Raw genomic sequence first — 19,179 nt, forward strand, 5'->3', positions numbered from 1 at the left:
TACAGGTTAGGAAAAGGCGGGCGGCGCGGAAGCGCGGGGTGGACGGGACGCGGGGGGGGCGGGCGCCGCGGCGGGGCCGCGACAACTGACGCAGACGGGGCACCGCCGGGGACCGGCCCCCTGGTGCAGGAGGTATTCACGCTACCTGGTCCGAGGGGGGCGGGGCATAGACGCCGCTTATGACCGTCATCCCGATGTTTTGTTTCCGGCCAGCCGCCGGGGTGCCTACGGTCGGACCTGTGAGAATCGTGGTCTCGCGGCTCGACGAGTTCCCCCCGGGCGAGCGGCGGATCGTGCAGGCCGGGCGACGCTCGATCGGCGTGTTCCGGATCGGCGACTCGTTCTACGCGATCAACAACTACTGCCCGCACCAGGGCGGCCCGCTGTGCCTGGGCCGGACGAAGCCCTGGCTGACCTCCGGGCGGCCCGGCGAGTTCGTGCTGGACGAGTCCGAGGCGCTCGTGGCCTGCCCGTGGCACGGCTGGGAGTACGACCTGGCCACCGGCCAGTCGTTCCTGGGCCCCGGCGAGGCGCCCGTGCGCACGTACTCGGTGTCGGTCGAGCCCGCCGACGGCGCCGCCCCGGCCGCGACGGCGGTGGCCGGAGCGACGGTGACCGCCCCGGTGGCGGCGGCCAGGGGCGGGCGACAGCCCGGCCCCTACGTGGCCGAGACGTTCCCGGTGCACGTCGAGGACGCCTACGTCGTCGTCGAGACCAGCCCGCGCCCGGCCCCCGGGTCGGACGCCCGAGCCGGAGGTGACCGGTGACCAGCACCGTCGACACACCCGCCGCGACCGACGCCGCACCCGCGCCGCGGACGCCGGCCCGCACCGCCCACACGATCGTCGACAGCGACATCCACCCGCACGCGCTGGCCCGCGACATCGCGCCGCGGCTGAGCGCCGAGCACCGCAGGCGCTGGGAGATGTTCGGCAGCCGGGTGCCCGGCCCGCCGGAGATCTACCCCCGGGTGCGCAACTCCGGGTTCCGGCTGGACGCCTGGCCGGAGGGCGGTTTCCCGGGCAGCGACCTGCAGCTCACCCGCGACCAGCTGCTCGACGAGTACGGCATCGACTACGGCATCCTGATCCCGCTGCAGGGCCACACCTGGGGCGTCGAGCAGCCGCACTACGCCGCCGCGCTCACCCGCGCGGTCAACGACTGGATCGCCGAGGAGTGGCTGGACCCCGAGCCCCGCCTGCGCAGCTCCATCAACATCGCGACCGAGTCGCCCGACCTGGCCGCCGCGGAGATCCGCCGCCTCGCCGACGACCGGCGCTTCGCGCAGGTGCTGCTCTCGACCGGCGGCGAGTCCGGCTACGGCACCCGCCGCTACTGGCCGATCTACGCGGCCGCCGCCGAGGCCGGGCTGCCGATCGCGGCGCACACCGGCGGGCTCGAGCAGCACCGCGGCGCCGGCTGGCCGTCGTTCTACCTCGAGGAACACGTGTGGAACGGCAACACGATGGCCTCGCTGATCACCAGCATGCTGTGCGAGGGCGTGTTCGCCGAGTTCGCAGACCTGCAGGTCGTCTGCGTCGAGGGCGGCATCGCCTGGGCCGGTCCGCTGATGTGGGCGCTGGACGACGCCTGGGCGCAGTTGCGCGAGGACGTGCCGCACGTGCGCAAGCCGCCCTCGGAGTACATCCGCGAGCACTTCTGGTTCACCACCCAGCCCATCGAGGAGCCCGACGACCCGCGCGAGCTGGCCACGGCGCTGGAGCTGATCGGGATGGACGAGCGCATCATGTTCGCCTCGGACTACCCCCACTGGGACTTCGACTCGCCCCGCCAGGCGCCCAGGCTGTTCCCGGCCGCGCTGCGCCGCCAGATCATGGGCTCGAACGCCTGCCGCCTCTACGGGCTGCCCGAGCGCCCCGAGGCCGTCGAGGGGGAGCAGTGACCAGCGCCGCTGCCGTCGAGGCCGCGCCGGCCACCGACGCCGTCGACACCGACGTCCACTGCGCGCCCGCCACGCTCACCGAGCTGGGCCGGTACATGGACCGGTACTGGCGCGGCTACATCGCCGAGGGCGGGCTGGCGCTCTCGCCCACCCAGGGCGGGGCCTACCCGCCGATGGCGCCGACCAGCCTCACCCCGGCCGCCCGGGCCGCCGGCGCGACGCCGCCGTCCTCGGTCGAGCGCCTGCGCGCCGAGCTGCTCGACCCGCTGGCCGTGCGCACCGCCGTGCTGAACTGCACGACGTCGTTCCACTGCAACCGCAACCCGTACTACGAGGCGGCGCTGACCCGCGCGGTCAACGACTGGCTGCGCGAGGAGTGGCTCCCGCGCGACGACCGCCTGCGGATGTCGATGGTCGTGCCCACGCTGGACACCGCGGCCGCGGTCGCCGAGATCGAGCGCATCGGCGACGAGCCGGGCGTGGTGCAGGTCCTGCTCCCGGTGCGCGGCGACGCGCCGTGGGGCAACGTCCGCCACCGCCCGGTCCTGCGGGCCGCGGCGGAGCGCGGGCTCGTGGTCGGGGTGCACGCCTGGGGGCGCATCGGCAACGCGCCGACCTCCAGCGGCATGACCCGCACCTACCTCGAGGACTACCTGGCCAACTCCCAGATCATCGCCCAGGCCCAGGTCACCAGCCTGGTCACCGAGGGCGTGTTCGCCGAGGTCCCGCAGCTGCGGGTCAGCCTGCTCGAGTGCGGCTCCTCCTGGCTGCCCACCCTGCTGTGGCGCTTCGACAAGGACTGGAAGGGCGTCTGGCGGGAGGTGCCCTGGCTCGACCGCAAGCCCTCCGAGGTCGTGCGCGAGCACCTGCGGCTGAGCACCTCGCCCGCCCACCTGCCCGCCGACCCGCGGCAGGCGCGCCGGGCGCTCGACCTGCTCGACGCGGGCGCCGTGCTGCTCTACGCCAGCGACCACCCGCACGACCACGGCCCCGGCGGCGAGCGCCTGCTCGCGGCCCTGAGCGAGGACGAGCGCGAGCGCGTGCTGCGGGGCAACGCCACGGCCTGGTACCAGCTCGACCGGTGATCCTCGACGGGTTCACCGCCGCGGACGTCGACACCCCCGGCGGGGCGCGCATCCGGGTCCGAGCCGCGGGCACCGGACCGCCGGTGGTGCTGCTGCACGGCTACCCGCAGACCTCGGCGATGTGGCACCTGGTGGCGCCGGCGCTGGCCGCCGACCGCACGGTCGTCCTGGCCGACCTGCCCGGTTACGGCGACAGCCGGACCGGCGGCGCGGACGTGGCCGCGTCCGGCAAGCGCGCGATGGCCGCCGACGTCGTCGCGGCGATGGCGGCGCTGGGCCACGGGCGCTTCGCCGTGGTCGGCCACGACCGGGGCGCCCGCTGCGCGTACCGGCTCGCGCTCGACCACCCCGCTTCGGTCAGCGGGCTCGCCGTGCTGGACGTCCTGCCCACCGGCGACGTGTTCGCGCGGGTGGACGCCGCGTTCGCCCGCTCGGCCTGGCACTGGTTCTTCCTGGCCCAGCCCGGCGACCTGCCCGAGCGGCTGATCGCCGCCGACCCCGACGCGTTCTTCCTGCGCGGTGCCGCCGAGCTGTTCCACCCCGAGGCGCTGGCCGAGTACCGGCGGGCCTGGACCCGGCCCGAGGTCGTGCACGCGATGTGCCAGGACTACCGGGCCGGGGCGGGCGTCGACGCCGCCGACGACGAGGCCGACCGCGGGGTGCGCACCATCGCCTGCCCGACGCTGGTGCTGTGGGGCGCCCGGGGACCGCTGGGCCGCGAGCCCGACGTCCTGGACGTCTGGCGGGCGTGGGCGCCCGCGGCCACCGGACGGGCCCTCGACTGCGGCCACTACCTGGCCGAGGAGCGCCCCGACGAGACGCTCGCCGCGATCCGGGGGCTGCTGGCGGGGTAGGCCGAGCTTCCGGGGCTTCCGGGCTTCTCCGGCACGCCTGCGCGGCGGGCGACCTCGGATCGAGCAGGGGTCGCCCCCTGCCGTCCCGTCGGCCCCGGAGGGTAGCTGGCCGGTGCCCACCGGCGCGAGTGGCGCACCAGCGGGCTCGGGAGTCAGCGGAAGCCCGCTGGTGTGCCGCTCGACCGTGTCGATCTCCCGCGGCGTCGCCGGAGCGTCCTCGCAGACCCGGCGTGGTCTTCGCGGGTGTTGTGGCCCCTGCGCGAACCCCACCGCCTCTGCGAAGACGCCGAGCGCGAGCCCGCCGCTCCGGCACGTCCGCACCGCGACATCCGTCTCGTCCTGGGGTGCGCACGTTGACCCGCCTGCGCCGGTGCGGACTAATGGGCGCGCGGCGCCGGGCCGCCCGCGCGAGGAGGCCAGCTGATGTGGTGAAGCGGTCGGGCACCCCGCTGGCCAACCTCGACCTGAACCTGGTCGTCATCCTGCGCGAGCTGCTGCGCGAGCGGAACGTCACCCGGGCCGCGAAGCGGGTCGGGATCACCCAGCCCGCGGCCAGCGCGGCGCTGGGCCGGCTGCGCCGCTACTTCGGCGACGAGCTGCTGGAGCGCACCCGGGGCGGGTTCGTGCTGTCCCCGCTGGGCGTGCAGCTCGCGGCCCAGATCGAGCCGGTCTGCGCCGGGCTGGAGCGGCTGTTCTCCACCGACGCCTCGTTCCACCCCGCCGACTCCGACCGCGAGTTCACCGTGCTGGTGCCCGACTACGTGCTGGCCGCTCTCGGCGAGCCGCTCTCGCGGGCGATGAACGAGACCGCCCCGCACGCCCGGCTCAGCGTCAAGGTCATGAAGGAGCGCCTGCCCGACGACCCGCTGGAGGCGCTGCGCGGCCTGGACGCCATCATCTCCGCGCCCACCGCCCGGCTGCGCACGCCCGGGATCCACGGCCTGGAGCTGTTCCGTGACCGCTGGGTGTGCGTCGTGGCGGCGGAGAACCCGGTGGGGGAGCGCCTCGAGCTGGCCGACCTGGAGCGCCTGCCGTGGGTCGTGCCGCACCACCCCGACGGCGGGTACCCGGCGAGCTCGCCGCTGGCCCCGTTGCTGGCCCGGCTCACCAGCCGGCCCCGGGTGGCGGTGCGGGTGGAGAGCTACCAGGCCACGCCCTACTTCGTGACCGGGACCGACCGGCTGGCGGTGATGCAGCAGCGCCTGGCCGCCCGCTTCGCCGACCGGCCCGACCTGCGCGTGCTGGACTGCCCCGGCGACCCGCCGCCCATCGTGGAGACGCTGTGGTGGCACGCCCGCAACGACGAGGACGAGGGGCACCGCTGGTTCCGGGCCCGGGTCGCCGACGCGGCGCGCGGGAACGCACCCGCGCCGGCCCCGGGCTCACATGCCGGGCGGGGGGATCAGCCCCTCCCGGATGGCCACGAGCGCGGCCTGCGTCCGCGAGGCCAGCTGCAGCTTCGACAGGACGTGGCTGACGTGGGTGCGCGCGGTGCGTTCCCCGATGAACAGCTTCGCGGCGATCTCCCGGTTCGACAGCCCGCGGGCCACCAGCGCCAGGATGGTGCGCTCCCGTGAGGTGAGGGCCGCGATGCCGGTGGGCGGGGACACCAGGTGCCGGGCCAGCCGCCCGGCCACCGCCGGGTCGAGGTGCACCTCGCCGCGGTCGGCGGCGCGGATCGCCGCGGCGATCTCGTCGGGGTCGGCGTCCTTGAGCAGGTAGCCCGCCGCGCCCGCCTGCAGCGCGGTCTGCACGCGCTCCAGCTCGCCGAAGCTGGTCAGCACCACGATCTGCACATCGGGGTGCGCCGCGCGCACCGCGCCGATCGCGGTGATGCCGTCCATCCGCGGCATCAGCACGTCCATCAGCACGACCCGGGGCAGCCTGCCCTCGGTGGCCATGCGGCGCAGCTTGTCCAGCGCGTCCTGGCCGTCCACCGCCTCGGCGACGACCTCGATCCCGGACGTGCTCTCCAGGTAGGCGACCAGCCCGCGGCGCACCACCGCGTGGTCGTCGACGATCAGGACCTCGATCGCGTCCGCCGCTGCCCGCTCGTCCTGCTCCGCCACCGCGGCGCTCACCGCAGCCCGCCGCGCGCCGGCACGCACACCGTCACCCGGCACCCCGACTCGTCGTTGCCGATCTCCATCCGACCACCCCATCGCTGTGCTCGTTCCCGCATCGACACCAGGCCAAGGGCGTCGGGGCGGGGTCGCGGATCGGACAACCCGCTCCCGTCGTCGCCGACCTGCAGCAGCACCTGCCGGTCGTCGGGCGGGCCGTCCTCGCAGAGCAGGATCGACACCCGGGACGCCCCGGCGTGCTTGACCACGTTGTGCAGCGCCTCCTGCACGATCCGGTAGAGGTCCTCCTGCAGCTCGGTGGACAACCCGGACATGTCCTGGGCCTCGACGTCGACGCGCAGCCCCGAGGTGCCCTGCACCGACTCGGCGTGGTCGCGCACGGCGCCGGCCAGGCCCCGCTCGACCAGTTCGACGGGGTGCAGCTGCATGACCATGCCGCGCAGGTCGGCCAGCGCGCTCTGGGCGAGGTCGAGCAGCTCGTCGGCCACCGCGCGGATCCGGTCGGGGCTGCTGGTGCGCCCGGGCTCCACCTGCGCGCGCAGCGCCTTGGCCTGCATCCGCATCGAGAACACCTGCTGGACGATCGAGTCGTGCAGCTCCCTGGCCAGCCGGGCGCGCTCGGCCAGCTGGGCGTCGCGCCGGGAGCGGGCCAGCAGGTCGGCCGAGTCGACGGCGGTGGCGGCCTGGTCGGCCATGGCCTCCAGGAACTCCAGCGCGGTCGTGCTCGGGCTCTCGCCCGGCTCGTAGAAGGCGTTGAGCACGCCGACCGGACGACCGCGCACCACCAGCGGGACCGCGGCGAAGGCGTCCCAGCCGGGCGCGCCCATGATCTCGTGCAGCGGCGCCCACGTCGGGTCGGCGAGCACGGCCGCCTTGCGGTGCTCGACGATGATCCGCCTGCCGGTCGTGTAGGCCTCGACGAACATCAGCCGGGCGCCGCGGCGGCGGCACTCGTCGAGGCGGTCGGCGAAGTCGTCGGCGCCGGTGAACCCGGCCTTGCCGATGACCCGCATCGTGCCGCCCTCCACGCGCAGGATCTGCACCGCGGCGATGTGCTCGGCCTGCACCACCTCGCTGGCCACCACGTCGAGGGTGATGCTCAGCGAGGCCGCGTCGGCCACGCTGGACGCCGCCCTGGCGATGGCGGCCAGCCGCCGCTGCCCGCGCCGGGCCTCCTCGGTCAGCTCCAGGAGGCTGCCGCAGCCCGCTCCGCAGGGGACGCGCCCGTCGCTCAGCGGCCCGGCGCCGGCCGGGGCGTCCACCGTTGCGTGTTCCATCACGCCGACTCCCTCGTCCAGCGCCTGCTCCGCCCGGTCCGACCCGGGTCGGGCGAAGATCGTGCCCAGTCTCCTCATGGCGGGAGCCGTGTCACAAGGGGCCGGGCGGGTCGGGAAGGACGTCTGACACCCGACTGTGCCCGGAATGCGACCTTTAATGCGGTTCTGCTAGGCCGAACGGCTGAATGGGCTGGCCGTCGGTCGGCGCGCGACCGCACGGAGGGCGCCCGACGCGGGAGCCGGGCCCCGCCCGGGCCCGGCTTTCACGTCGTGGAAGTGCGCTCCCGCCCGGGGCGGGTCGCCCGGCACTGTCTGAAGTGCCGCTGGTGAGCGCCGTCACGGCACCCACGACTCGCCGGCCACCACCGAACGATGGGGGCGTCCGTCTGATGAGCACCCGGACCACCGCAGCCCGCCCCGCGGGCGAGCAACCGGCCGACGACCGGCGCGGGTCCCTGACCACCCGCGCCGCGGTGTGCTTCGCCCCGCGCGAGCCGTGGCGGATCGTGGAGCTGGAGCTGGACCCGCCGGGCCCGAACGAGGTGCGGGTCCGGTTCCACGCCGCCGGGCTGTGCCACAGCGACGACCACATCCAGAAGGGCGACGCGATGATGCGCTTCCCCGTCGTCGGCGGCCACGAAGGGGCCGGCGTCGTGGAGGAGGTCGGCGCGGGGGTCACCCGGGTCGCCGTCGGCGACCACGTGGTCTGCTCGTTCATCCCGGCCTGCGGCACCTGCCGGTACTGCTCCACCGGGCGCCAGAACCTGTGCGACGCCGGCAAGAACGCCGCGACCGGTGAGTTCGCCGACGGCACCTTCCGGTTCCACCACGAGGGCCAGGACGTCGGCGGGATGTGCGTGCTGGGCACGTTCGCCGAGCGCGCGGTGATCAGCGAGTTCTCCTGCGTCAAGGTCGCCGAGGACATCCCGTTCGAGATCGGGGCGCTGGTCGCCTGCGGCGTGCCGACGGGCTGGGGCACCGCCGTGTACGCCGCGGGGGTGCGGGCCGGGCAGACCGTCGTGGTCTACGGCAGCGGTGGCGTCGGCTCGAACGCCGTGCAGGGCGCCCGGCACGCCGGGGCCAAGTACGTCGTCGTGGTCGACCCGGTGCCCTTCAAGCGGGAGATGGCCGAGCTCCTCGGGGCCACCCACACGTTCCCCGACGCCGCGAGCGCGCACGAGTTCGTGGTCGCCGAGACCTGGGGCGAGCTGGCCGACCACGCGCTGATCACCGTCGGCACGCTGCACGACGAGGTGATCGACTCGGCGCTGAAGGTGGTCGGCAAGACCGGCCAGGTCACGATCACCGCGGTCGGCAACGGCTCGATCGACCACCACGCCGGCATGTTCATCGGCTACCAGCGCCGGGTGCAGGGCGCGATCTTCGGCCAGTGCAACCCCCAGTTCGACATCCCGCGGCTGCTGGGCCTGTGGCAGGCGGGTGACCTGAAGCTCGAGGAGCTGATCACCCGCCGGTACCGGCTCGACGAGGTCAACCAGGGCTACCAGGACATGCTCGACGGCAAGAACATCCGCGGCGTCATCGTCCACGAGCACTGAGGGCCGGACCGTGACGACCAGCGAGACGGCCACCGAGCACAGCACCGACGTCCGGACCGAGCTGCAGCTCATCGGCGGGCAGCGGGTCCCCGCCGCCGACGGCCGCACCATCGACGTGCTCGACCCGGCCACCCGCCGGGTCATCGCGACGGTGCCGCGCGGCGGCGCCGCCGACGTCGAGGCGGCGGTCGACGCGGCCGAGGCGGCCTTCCCCGCCTGGCGCGACACCAGCGCCACCGAGCGCGGCGCGCTCATCGCCCGCTGGGCGCAGCTGGTGCGCGAGCACGAGGCGGACCTCGACCGGCTGGAGAGCCAGGAGGTCGGCCGCCCGCACTGGGGCCCGCCCCCGATGGCGCGCATGCTCACCTTCATCGCCGGGCAGGCCGACAAGGTGCAGGGGCTGTCGCTGCCCACGCACACCCCCGAGGCCATCGGGTTCACCCTGCGCGAGCCCTACGGCGTGTGCGGCAGCGTCATCCCCTGGAACGCCCCCGGCCCGATGTTCGCCAACGACGCCGCCGCGGCGATCGCCGCCGGCAACACCCTGGTGATCAAGCCGGCCGAGGACGCCCCGCTCACCCCGCTGGCGCTGGCCGCGCTGGCGCACGAGGCGGGCATCCCGCCGGGCGTGCTCAACGTGGTCACCGGCTACGGCCACGAGGCGGGCGCGGCGATCCCGGCGAACCCGCGGGTGCGCCGGATGAGCTTCACCGGCTCCCCGCGCACCGGGTCGTCGGTCATGGCGGCCTGCGCGGCCAACCTCACCCCGCTGCACCTGGAGCTGGGCGGCAAGTCGCCGCAGGTGGTGTTCGCCGACGCCGACCTGGCCAGGGCGGCGCCGGCGATCGTCACCGGGATCACGCTGAACACCGGGCAGATCTGCGCGGCGGGCTCGCGGGTGGTCGTCGAGCGCTCGGTGCACGCCGAGCTCGTGGACCGGCTGGCCGAGCACATGGGCCGGGTGACGGTCGGTCCGGGCACCGAACGCGTGCAGATGGGCCCGCTGATCAACGCCGCGCAGCACCAGCGGGTGCTGGACTACGTGCGTCTCGGTCGGGAGGCCGGGGCCGAGCTGGTCACCGGCGGTGGCGTCCCGGACGGGCTGGGCGACGGCTTCTTCGTCGAGCCCACGCTGTTCGACCGGGTCGAGCCGGGCATGCGGATCGCCCAGGAGGAGATCTTCGGCCCGGTGCTGTCGGTGATCCCGGTCGACGACGAGGCCGAGGCCGTCGCGGTGGCCAACGGCACCGACTACGGGCTGGTCGCCTCGGTGTGGACGAACGACCTCGGGCGGGCCGTGCGGCTCACCCGGGCGCTGCAGGCCGGCCAGGTCGCGCTGAACTCGGCGCTGGGCGCCGGGGTGATCGGCGGGCCCTTCGGCGGCTACAAGCGCTCGGGCTTCGGGCGCACCATGGGCGCGGACGCGGTGCTGGAGCACACCCAGGTCAAGACGGTGGCGTTCCGTGGCTGAGGCGGGCGGCGGGCGCGTCGCGCCGCGGGTGCGGGTGCTCATGGAGCCGCGCCACGGCGCCCGCTACACCGACATCCTGGCCCTGGCCCGGGCCACCGAGGACGCCGGCTTCGACGCGTTCTTCCGCTCCGACCACCTGATGGGCGTCGACCCCGCCGACCCGACCTACCTGCCCACCGAGTGCTGGACGACGCTGGGCGGCATCGCCAGGGAGACCAGCCGGGTGCGGCTCGGGGTGCTGGTCGGGGCGGCCACGTTCCGCTGGCCGGGGCTGCTGGCCGCGGCGGTGGCCTCGGCGAGCGAGATGAGCGGCGGACGGGTCGAGCTGGGACTGGGCACCGGCTGGTACGAGCGAGAGCACGCCGCGTTCGGCATCCCGTTCCCGGCGACGGGCAAGGAGCGCTTCGACCGGCTCGCCGAGCAGCTCGCCATCGTCACCGGGATGTGGCGCACACCGGACGGGGAGAGCTTCTCCTTCGCAGGCGCGCACTACTCCGTGGCGGCGAACCGCACGCCGCCGCGGCCCGACCCGGTCCCGCCGGTGATCGTCGGGGGCACCGGGGCCAGGCGCACCCCGGCGATCGCCGCCCGCTTCGCCGACGAGTTCAACGGGGCGCTGGCCCGCGACGGCGCCGAGCTGGCGGCCCGCTACGCCCTGTTCGACCGGGCCTGCGCGGAGATCGGCCGCGACCCGGGCACCGCGCGCCGCTCGGTGGTGGTGCCGGTGGCCTGCGGCGCCACCCCCGCCGAGGTGCGGCGCCGCGCCGCGGTGATCGGCTCGGAGCTGATGCGCAGCAACGCCGCGATCGGCTCGCCCGATGCGGTGGCCGAGCACGTCGACGACCTCACCGCCGCCGGCGCCGACACCGTCTACCTGCACATCTACGACATCCACGACCTCGACCACATCGCCCTGATCGGCGCGGAGGTCCTGGCGCGGCTCGGGACGGTCGCCGCCGGGCCCGCCACGGCCGGGACCGCACCCCCGTTCTCACCCTCCGGGAGCCACCGATGACCACCACCACCCGCGCCGGCATCGCCCGCGCCGCGCACCAGGGCTGGGAGATCGCCGAGCTCACCCTCGACGAGCCGAAGGCCCACGAGGTGCGGGTCCGCTTCCACGCCGCGGGCCTGTGCCACTCCGACGACCACATCACCCAGGGCGACGCGCCGGTCCGGTTCCCCATGGTGGGCGGTCACGAGGGCGCCGGGGTGGTCGAGGCCGTGGGGCCGGACGTGCGCCGGGTCGCGGTCGGCGACCGGATCGTCTGCTCCTACATCCCGGCCTGCGGGTCCTGCCGGCCCTGCTCGACCGGGCACCAGAACATGTGCGTCACCGGGCTCAACGCGGCCACCGGCATGTTCCTCGACGGCACCTTCCGCTTCCACGAGGGCGAGCAGGACCTGGGCGGGTTCTGCAGCCTGGGCACGTTCTCCCAGCAGGCGGTCGTCTCGGAGTGGGCGTGCCTGCCGCTGGCCGACGACATCCCGTTCGAGATCGGCGCGCTGGTGGGCTGCGGGGTGCCCACCGGCTGGGGCTCGGCGGTGTACGCGGCGGGGGTGCGGGCCGGCGACACGGTGGTCGTCTACGGGGCGGGCGGGGTGGGCTCGAACGCCGTGCAGGGCGCCCGCTACGCCGGGGCCAAGCACGTCGTGGTGGTCGACCCGGTGGAGTTCAAGCGCGACATGGCCAAGGTCTTCGGGGCCACCCACACCTTCGCCACCGCGGGCGAGGCGCAGGACTTCGTCGTCGACGCCACCCGCGGCCAGCTCGCCGACCACGCCATCTGCACCCCCGGCGTGCTCACCGAGCAGGTCGTGCAGAGCGCGGTCCAGGTGACCGGCAAGTCCGGCAAGGTGACCATCACCGCGGTCGGCAAGATCGACGAGAAGGCCGTGAAGGTGCACGCCGGACAGCTCATCCTCTACGCCAAGCAGGTGCGCGGTGCCCTCTTCGGCGACTGCAACCCCCTCTACGACGTGCCCAAGCTGCTCGACCTGTACCGCACCGGCGACCTCAAGCTCGACGAGCTGATCACCCGGAGGTACCGGCTCGAGCAGCTCAACGACGCCTACTCCGACCTCGCCGCGGGCAAGAACATCCGCGGCGTCGTCGTCCACGAGGTCTGACATGGGCAGCACGTTCGTCGCGCCCGAGGACCGCGAGGCGGTCACCGAGCTGCTGCGCGGGCAGCTGGAGGGACTGGCGGCCCGCTCACCGTTCTATGCCGACCTGTTCGCCGCGAACGACGTCGACGCGCGCGCCTTCGCGGGCCTGGACGACCTGACCGCGTTCCCGTTCACCGACAAGCAGATGCTGCGCGAGTCGCAGGCCGCCGCCCCGCCGCTGGGCCGCCACGCGGGCGCGGCCATGCCGGAGGTCATCCGGGTGCACGCCTCCACCGGCACGACCGGCCGGCCCAGCTGGGTCGGTGTCACCCGGCGCGACGCGGCCGCCTGGACCGACATGGTCGCCACCGCCTTCCGCACCATGGGCGCCGAGCGCGCCGACGTCGTGCTGCACGCGGCCGGGCTGGGCCTGTTCGTCGGCGGGCTGCCGATCCGCGACGCGCTGGAGCGGGTGGGGGCGACCGTCGTCCCGGTCGGCACCGGTGCCTCGGAGAAGGCGGTGCTGGCGATGGAGATGCTCGGGGTCACCGCGCTGCACTCCACCCCCTCCTACGCCCGCTACCTCGCCGAGCACCTGCGCGCCGCCGGGCGCGACCCGAAGGAGTTCGGCCTGAAGAAGATCTTCGTCGGGGGCGAGCCCGGCGGCGGGGAGCCCGCGTTCCGGGCGCACGTCGAGGCCGAGTGGGGCGCCACGGTCACCGAGGGCCTGGGCAACGCCGACATGGCCCCGGTGATCTTCGGGGAGCCGCCCGGCGCGGGCGGCATGCGGTTCACCGGCGGCCGGCACGTGCTCGTCGAGCTGATCGACCCCGACACCGGCGCGCCGGTCGAGGTCGAGCCGGGGGCGGGCGGCGAGCTCGTCTACACCTCGGTCGACCGGGAGTGCTGCCCGCTGGTGCGCTTCCGCACCCGCGACCGGGTGCGCGTCACCGGCGTCGCCGACGACGGCGCCCCGCTCATCCGCTGCATCGGGCGCACCGACGACATGCTGATCGTGCTCGGCGTCAACGTCTTCCCGTCCGCGGTGCGCGACCTCGTGCAGACCCTGCACCCGCGCACCACCGGCGCCGTGCAGATCGTGCTGCCGCGCCAGGGCCCGCGCGTCGAGCCGCCGCTGCGCGTGGAGGCGGAGTGGGGCCCGGCCTGCGCCACCGGCGACGGCGAGCGCGAGGTGCTCGGCCGCGAGCTGGAGGCGCTGATCCGCAACCGGCTGTCGGTGCGCGCGAGCGTGACCCTCGTGCCGCCGGGCTCGCTGGAGCGCTCGGAGATGAAGAGCCGGCTGACCCGGCTCGCGAGCTAGGAGGGAGCCCGCACGTGCCCAACGCGATCCTCGACCCGACCGGACGCGCGCCGGTGCCGCGCGAGACGACCGGCGCGCCCCGCGCGGCCCGCCGCCCCGACCTGACCGGCGCCCGGATCGGGCTGCTGGAGAACACCAAGCACAACGCCGACCTGCTGCTCGACGAGCTGGGGGCGCGGCTGGTCGCCGAGCACGGCGCCGCGGAGGTGGTGCTGCGCCGGACCAAGCGGGCGTTCGCGCTGCCCGCGCCCGACGAGCTCGTCGCCGAGTTCGTCGACGGCTGCGACGTGGTGATCACCGGGGTGGGCGACTGCGGGTCGTGCAGCGCCTCGGCCGTCGCCGACGGCGTCGTCTTCGAGGCCGCGGGCCTGCCGGCCGCGGTGATCTGCAGCGACGCGTTCGTGACCACCGCCGACGCGATGGCCGAGTTGCGCGGCGCACCCGGCTACGCCTACGCGACGACCGCGCACCCGGTCGCGGTGCTCAGCCGCGAGCAGGTGGCCGAGCGGGCCGAGCACCTGGTGGCCGCCGTCGTGGCGCTGCTGACGGACGCCGGCGCGTGAGCGACCTCGATCCGGACGCCGCCCAGGCCGCCATCGAGCACTGCTACGAGCAGGGCTGGTCCGACGGGCTCCCGGTGGTGCCGGTCTCCCAGCCGCTGCTGGAGCGGTTCCTGGCCACCGTCGACCGCGCTCCGGACGAGGTGATCGGCCACCTGCCGCAGTTCGACCGCTCGGTCACCGTGGAGCTGGCCGCGATCAACGCCGGGATGGCCGGCTGCCGCCCGGAGTACTTCCCGGTGGTGCTGGCCGCGTGGGACGCGCTGGTGCTGGAGCGCTCGACCGGGGGCGGGGGCTGGCAGTCCACCTCCGGCCCGGCCCCGCTGATCGTGGTCAACGGCCCGGTCGCGGCCGAGCTGGGGATCAACGGCGCGGGCGGGGTGTTCGGCCCGGGGTTCCGGGCGAACATGACGATCGGGCGGGCCATCGGGCTGATCGTGCGCAACGCCTACGGCATCCGCCCGCACGTGCTGGAGCAGGCCACCCAGGGCCTGCCCGGGCGCTGGACGATGTGCATCGCCGAGAACGAGGCGGAGAGTCCCTGGGAGCCGCTCTCGGTCGAGGCCGGGGTCGAGCCGGGCGTCTCGGCGGTGTCGGCGACCCTGCTGCGGACCAGCGAGTTCGTCGACAACCGGCACACCTCCTCCGCGGAGCAGCTGCTGGCCGACTTCGCCGACACCATCTCGCGCACCGGGGCGTGGATCTTCCGCAACGCCTCGGCCGGGGTCGTGTTCTGCCCCGAGCACGCCCAGATGCTGGCCGCGGCCGGGTTCGGGCGCGCCGAGGTGCGGGCCTGGCTGGCCGAGCACTGCGGGCGGATGGTGTCCGACCTGGCCGCCGTGGGCAAGGACGGGCTGGGCGAGAAGGGCGTGCGGCACGCCGACGGCACCCGCCCCGACGGCTTCGACCCGCTGCTGGCCTCGGCCGAGCCGAAGAACCTGCTGCTGGCCGTGGCCGGGGCGCGCAACGCCGGGATCTCGATGGTCGTGCGGATCTTCTCGGACTGGTCGGGGCGAGCCGTGCCGGTCCGCGCCCGGGAGCGCGCGGAGGTGGGGACGTGACCGATCCCGATGCCGCTGTCGACCCCGCTGTCGACCCCCTGGCCGACCCGTTCGCCGACGCCGGTCCGCGCTGGATGGACGGGCGCACCGCGCTGGTCACCGGGGGCGGGCAGAACGGCAGGTTGCCCGGCGTCGGGTACGCGACCGCGGTGGTGCTGGCCGGGCACGGCGCCCGGGTCGCCGTCCTCGACCGGGATCCCGCCGCGGCGCAGGTCACCGTGGAGCGGATCGAGAAGGCGGGCGGCGTCGCGCACGCGGTCGTCGCCGACGTCACCGACGACGCGCAGTGCGGCCGGGCCGTCGCCGAGGTCGTGCGGCGCTTCGGCGCGCTGGACGCGCTGATGAACAACGTCGCGGTGGGCGACCGCGCCGGCCTGTTCGACGTCGGCCCGGACCGCTGGGACGAGCTGCTGTCGGTCAACCTGAAGTCGGCGTGGCAGGTCACCCGGCACGCGGTCCCGGTGCTGCCCGCCGGGGCGGCGATCGTCAACGTCTCCTCGGTCGGGGTGTCGGCCCGCGGCCCGGGGATGGTCTACAACGTGGCCAAGGCGGGGCTGGAGAACCTCACCGTCGGCGCGGCCGCCACGCTCGGCGGGCAGGGAGTGCGGGTCAACACCGTGCAGGTCGGCGCGATCTGGGGGGCGTTCGCCGAGCGCAACATGTCCGAGGAGATGCGCGAGCCCCGCAGGCGCGGCATCGGCCTGGGCACCGAGGGCACCTCGTGGGACATCGCCCACGCTGCCCTGTTCCTGCTGTCGGACCGGGCCCGGTGGATCTCCGGGCACACGCTGACCGTCGAGGGCGGGCCGCCGCGGCGGTTCCCGCCCGGCCCGCCGATCACGGAGGTGGCCCGGTGACGCGCGTCGCGCTGGTCACCGGCTGCGGCAAGCGCGACGGCATGGGCCAGGGCATCGCGCACCGGCTCGCCGCGGCCGGCTACGCCGTGCTGGTCAGCGACCGGGAGAAGGCCGGGGTGCTCAACACCCGCCAGGAGCGCGCCGGGGTGCCGCAGCGCCACCGCTGGGGCGGCCTCGACGAGCTGGTCGCCGAGATCCGCGCCGCCGGCGGCACCGCGGAGGCGGCGCTGGGCGACATCGCCGAACCCGACGACGCCCAGCGCCTGGTCGACACCGCCGTGGAGTCCTTCGGCCGGCTCGACGTGCTGGTCAACAACGCCGCCGCGCCGCAGGGCCCCGACCGCGCCGACATCGAGTCGGTGCCCCTGGAGGTGTGGGACCGGCTGATCCGGGTCAACCTCACCGGCACCTACCTGATGTGCCGCGCGGCGGTGCCGGTCATGCGCGGCCAGCGGTACGGGCGGATCGTGTCGATCTCCTCCATGGCGGGGCTGTCGGCCGCGCCGTTCAGCACCGCCTACTCGGCGTCCAAGGCCGGGGTGATCGGGCTGACCCGGTCGCTGGCGATGGACGTCGCGGCCTGGGGCATCACCGTCAACGCGATCTGCCCCGGGCTGGTGGGCACCAGCCGGGCGATCCTCGACCCCGACCCGGCGCTCGACGTCGACGAGACCCTGACCGCGCGCGGCCGGCGGATCCCCGTCGGTCGGGTCGGGCTGCCCGCGGACGTCGCCGCCGCCGTCGCGTACCTCGCCGGCGAGGACGCCGGCTACGTCACCGCCCAGACCCTCGTCCTGGACGGCGGCGGGTTCTCCGCGTTCCCCCTCCCGCGACCCGAAGGAGCCGACCATGGCTGACCCCGTCCGCGCGGCCGTGCAGGTCGCCCCGGGCAGGATCGAGCTGCGCGAGTTCCCGCGCCCCGTGCTGGGCGACGAGGACGGCCTGCTGCGCGTGGAGGCCAACGGCATCTGCGGCAGCGACGTGGAGATGTTCCGCGGCCACATGGGCATGCGCGGCGGCCCGACCATCCCCGGGCACGAGCCGCTGGGGATCGTCGAGGAGGTGGGGGAGAAGGCCGCGCAGCGCTGGGGCGTGCAGCCCGGCGACCGGGTGGCCCTGGAGGTCATCGTGCCCTGCCGGTCGTGCCACGACTGCCTGACCGGGCGCTACCAGTCCTGCCGGCACCGCCGCTTCGGCCACGGCGTCACACCCGTCGACGTCGCGCCCAGCCTGTGGGGCGGGTTCGCCGAGCACCTCTACCTCACCCCCGGCGCCGTGCTGCACAAGGTGGACAAGGACCTGCCCGCCGAGCTCGCGGTCATGTTCAACCCGCTGGGCGCGGGCGTGCGCTGGGCCGTGCACCTGGGCGGGGCCGGTCTCGGCGACACCGTCGTCGTGCTCGGCGCCGGGCAGCGCGGGATCGCCTCGGTCATCGCGGCCAAGGCGGCCGGGGCCGGCACGGTCGTCGTGACCGGGCTGGAGGCCGACGCGCACAAGCTGGAGCTGGTCCGCCGCTTCGGCGCCGACCACACCCTCACCGTGGACGGCCCGGACGCCGTCGACGTGGTGGACGCGGTCGCCGACCTCACCGGCGGCGCGGGCGCCGACGTCGTGCTGGAGCTGACCCCGATGGCGCACGCCCCGGTCGAGCAGGCGCTGCTCGCGGCCAAGCACGGCGGGACCGTGGTGCTGGCCGGGCTCAAGGGCCAGGCCCAGGTGCCGCTGCGCACCGACCTGATCATCAACCGGGCGCTCACCGTGCGCGGGGCCTTCGGCGTCGACGCCAAGGGCTACGCCGACGCGATCGCCATCATCGAGTCGCGCCGCTTCCCGCTCGAGGAGCTGCACACCCACACCTTCGGCCTCGACGACACCGAGCTCGCCCTGCGCACCGCAGGCGGCGAGGTCGAGGGCGAGCGGGCCGTCCACGTCTCCGTCCACCCGAACGGCTGAGGAGTTCTTCGTGCTGGTCGACGCGCACACGCACGTGCTGCCCCGGGACTACCCCGCCGACGCCCCGGAGTGCTTCCCCCGCATGGAGCCGGTCGACGGCGACAGCGCGCGCGAGCTGCTCTGGGGCGCGGTGCGGTTCCGCGCCCGCGACGTGTTCTTCGACGCCGAGCGCCGCGTCGCCGAGCAGGACGCCCAGGGCGTCGACGTCGAGGTGCTCAGCCCGATGCCGCCGCTGCTGCGCTACGACCTGCCCGCCGCGGAGGGCCTGTCGCTGGCCCGGCACGTCAACGAGTTCACCGCGGCGCTGTCGGCGGCCGCGCCCGGGCGGCTGATCGGCTTCGGGATGGTCCCGATGCAGGACCCGGACGCCGCCGCCACCGAGCTCAAGGCGATCCGCGACCAGGGCCTGTGCGGCGTGGAGATCACCTCGAACGTGCTGGGCGCCTCCATCGGAGAGGAGCGGTTCCGCGGCTTCTTCCTCGAAGCGCAGCGCCTCGACCTGCCGGTCTTCGTGCACGCCATGCCGGCGGCCACCGACCGGCTGCCGCGCAGCGCCGCCGGCACGTACGTCGTCGGGCTGGAGGGGGCCACGGCGGCCGCCTCGATGATCGTCGGGGGCACCGCGGAGGCCTGCCCGGACCTGCGGATCTCGTTCAGCCACGCGGCCGGCGGCCTGGCCATGATGCTGCCCAGGGCGCAGTACTTCTGGAGCGGCACCTGGAACGAGGAGCCGCCCCGGCCGGACAGGGCGATCGCCCACGTCGGTCCGGCGCCGCTGGAGGTGGCCCGCCGGTTCTGGTACGACGCCACGGTCTTCGACCGGCGCGCCGTGCGCTACCTGGTCGACCTGCTCGGCGCCGACCGCCTGCTGGTCGGTTCGGATCACCCGGCCATGCCGCGCGAGGAGCCGGCAGGCGCCACCGTCCGCAGCGTCGAGCTGACCGCGGAGCAGCTGGAGGACATCACCTGGCGCAACGCCTTCCGCTGGCTGGGCACCCAGTCCGCCCGCTGACCCCACCCCCGGGGGGGGGGGGGGGGGGGGGGGGGGGGGGGGGGGGGGGGGGGGGCGGGGGGGGGGGGGGTGG

17 protein-coding genes and 1 pseudogene are annotated in these 19,179 nt (G+C 75.1%); 16 read left to right on the top strand and 2 right to left on the bottom strand.

Annotated elements, in window-relative coordinates; genetic code table 11:
- Positions 1-239: 239 nt before the first annotated feature.
- From KDL28_RS13860 to KDL28_RS13880, 5 genes and pseudogenes are all read left to right on the top strand, one after another.
- Positions 240-767, top strand: a complete 528-nt coding sequence (locus tag KDL28_RS13860; protein WP_252438528.1) for a Rieske (2Fe-2S) protein — start codon at positions 240-242, stop codon at positions 765-767.
- The gene (locus tag KDL28_RS13865; protein WP_252438530.1) at positions 764-1,903 is read left to right on the top strand and encodes an amidohydrolase family protein; all 1,140 of its coding nucleotides are present in this window, start codon (positions 764-766) and stop codon (positions 1,901-1,903) included. The genes KDL28_RS13860 and KDL28_RS13865 overlap by 4 nt, the downstream gene beginning before the upstream one ends.
- Positions 1,900-2,988, top strand: coding sequence for an amidohydrolase family protein (locus KDL28_RS13870; protein WP_252438532.1), 1,089 nt, complete (start codon positions 1,900-1,902; stop codon positions 2,986-2,988). Before KDL28_RS13865 ends, KDL28_RS13870 begins: the two co-directional genes overlap by 4 nt.
- Complete coding sequence (locus KDL28_RS13875; RefSeq protein WP_308216002.1) at positions 2,985-3,842, top strand: alpha/beta fold hydrolase; 858 nt, start codon at positions 2,985-2,987, stop codon at positions 3,840-3,842. Before KDL28_RS13870 ends, KDL28_RS13875 begins: the two co-directional genes overlap by 4 nt.
- Before the next feature lie 380 nt (positions 3,843-4,222).
- A pseudogene (locus tag KDL28_RS13880) lies at positions 4,223-5,182 on the top strand (LysR family transcriptional regulator); the annotation flags it as partial.
- 42 nt (positions 5,183-5,224) lie between these two features.
- Here KDL28_RS13880 and KDL28_RS13885 read toward each other — a convergent pair.
- Together KDL28_RS13885 and KDL28_RS13890 are read right to left on the bottom strand one after the other, a co-directional pair.
- Positions 5,225-5,923: a response regulator gene (locus KDL28_RS13885; protein WP_252438534.1), complete on the bottom strand. Its 699-nt coding sequence runs from the start codon at positions 5,921-5,923 to the stop codon at positions 5,225-5,227.
- Positions 5,920-7,203, bottom strand: a complete 1,284-nt coding sequence (locus KDL28_RS13890; protein WP_252438536.1) for a GAF domain-containing sensor histidine kinase — start codon at positions 7,201-7,203, stop codon at positions 5,920-5,922. The genes KDL28_RS13885 and KDL28_RS13890 overlap by 4 nt, the downstream gene beginning before the upstream one ends.
- Positions 7,204-7,658: 455 nt before the next feature.
- On the opposite strand from KDL28_RS13890, the gene KDL28_RS13895 reads away from it, so the two are divergent.
- From KDL28_RS13895 to KDL28_RS13955, 11 genes are read left to right on the top strand one after another with little or no spacing between them, the layout of a single operon-like run.
- Positions 7,659-8,762, top strand: coding sequence for an NDMA-dependent alcohol dehydrogenase (locus KDL28_RS13895; RefSeq protein WP_252438556.1), 1,104 nt, complete (start codon positions 7,659-7,661; stop codon positions 8,760-8,762).
- Positions 8,763-8,772: 10 nt separating this feature from the next.
- Positions 8,773-10,233 carry an aldehyde dehydrogenase family protein gene (locus KDL28_RS13900; RefSeq protein WP_252438538.1) on the top strand — a complete coding sequence of 487 codons (1,461 nt, stop codon included), beginning with the start codon at positions 8,773-8,775 and terminating at the stop codon, positions 10,231-10,233.
- Positions 10,234-10,273: 40 nt separating this feature from the next.
- Positions 10,274-11,248, top strand: a complete 975-nt coding sequence (locus KDL28_RS13905; protein WP_252438558.1) for a TIGR03560 family F420-dependent LLM class oxidoreductase — start codon at positions 10,274-10,276, stop codon at positions 11,246-11,248.
- Positions 11,245-12,363, top strand: a complete 1,119-nt coding sequence (locus KDL28_RS13910) for an NDMA-dependent alcohol dehydrogenase (protein ID WP_252438540.1) — start codon at positions 11,245-11,247, stop codon at positions 12,361-12,363. The genes KDL28_RS13905 and KDL28_RS13910 overlap by 4 nt, the downstream gene beginning before the upstream one ends.
- 1 nt (position 12,364) lies before the next feature.
- A complete protein-coding gene (locus KDL28_RS41115; protein WP_305882206.1) occupies positions 12,365-13,663 on the top strand; it encodes a phenylacetate--CoA ligase family protein in 1,299 nt (432 codons plus the stop codon).
- A 14-nt stretch (positions 13,664-13,677) separates the two neighbouring features.
- Entirely contained in the window at positions 13,678-14,226 is a 549-nt protein-coding gene (locus KDL28_RS13930) for a UGSC family (seleno)protein (protein ID WP_252438542.1), read from the top strand.
- Entirely contained in the window at positions 14,223-15,284 is a 1,062-nt protein-coding gene (locus tag KDL28_RS13935) for a hypothetical protein (RefSeq protein WP_252438544.1), read from the top strand. The genes KDL28_RS13930 and KDL28_RS13935 overlap by 4 nt, the downstream gene beginning before the upstream one ends.
- Positions 15,281-16,141, top strand: a complete 861-nt coding sequence (locus KDL28_RS13940; protein ID WP_252438546.1) for an SDR family NAD(P)-dependent oxidoreductase — start codon at positions 15,281-15,283, stop codon at positions 16,139-16,141. The genes KDL28_RS13935 and KDL28_RS13940 overlap by 4 nt, the downstream gene beginning before the upstream one ends.
- Positions 16,138-16,998, top strand: coding sequence for an SDR family NAD(P)-dependent oxidoreductase (locus KDL28_RS13945; protein WP_252438548.1), 861 nt, complete (start codon positions 16,138-16,140; stop codon positions 16,996-16,998). The genes KDL28_RS13940 and KDL28_RS13945 overlap by 4 nt, the downstream gene beginning before the upstream one ends.
- Positions 16,991-18,094: a zinc-dependent alcohol dehydrogenase gene (locus KDL28_RS13950; protein ID WP_252438550.1), complete on the top strand. Its 1,104-nt coding sequence runs from the start codon at positions 16,991-16,993 to the stop codon at positions 18,092-18,094. Before KDL28_RS13945 ends, KDL28_RS13950 begins: the two co-directional genes overlap by 8 nt.
- 10 nt (positions 18,095-18,104) lie before the next feature.
- On the top strand, positions 18,105-19,106 hold the full coding sequence (locus KDL28_RS13955) for an amidohydrolase family protein (protein ID WP_252438552.1): 1,002 nt from the start codon (positions 18,105-18,107) through the stop codon (positions 19,104-19,106).
- The last annotated feature ends 73 nt before the right edge of the window (positions 19,107-19,179 follow it).

Source organism: Pseudonocardia humida (genome assembly GCF_023898865.1).
In the GTDB taxonomy this organism is placed as follows: Bacteria; Actinomycetota; Actinomycetes; order Mycobacteriales; family Pseudonocardiaceae; genus Pseudonocardia; species Pseudonocardia humida.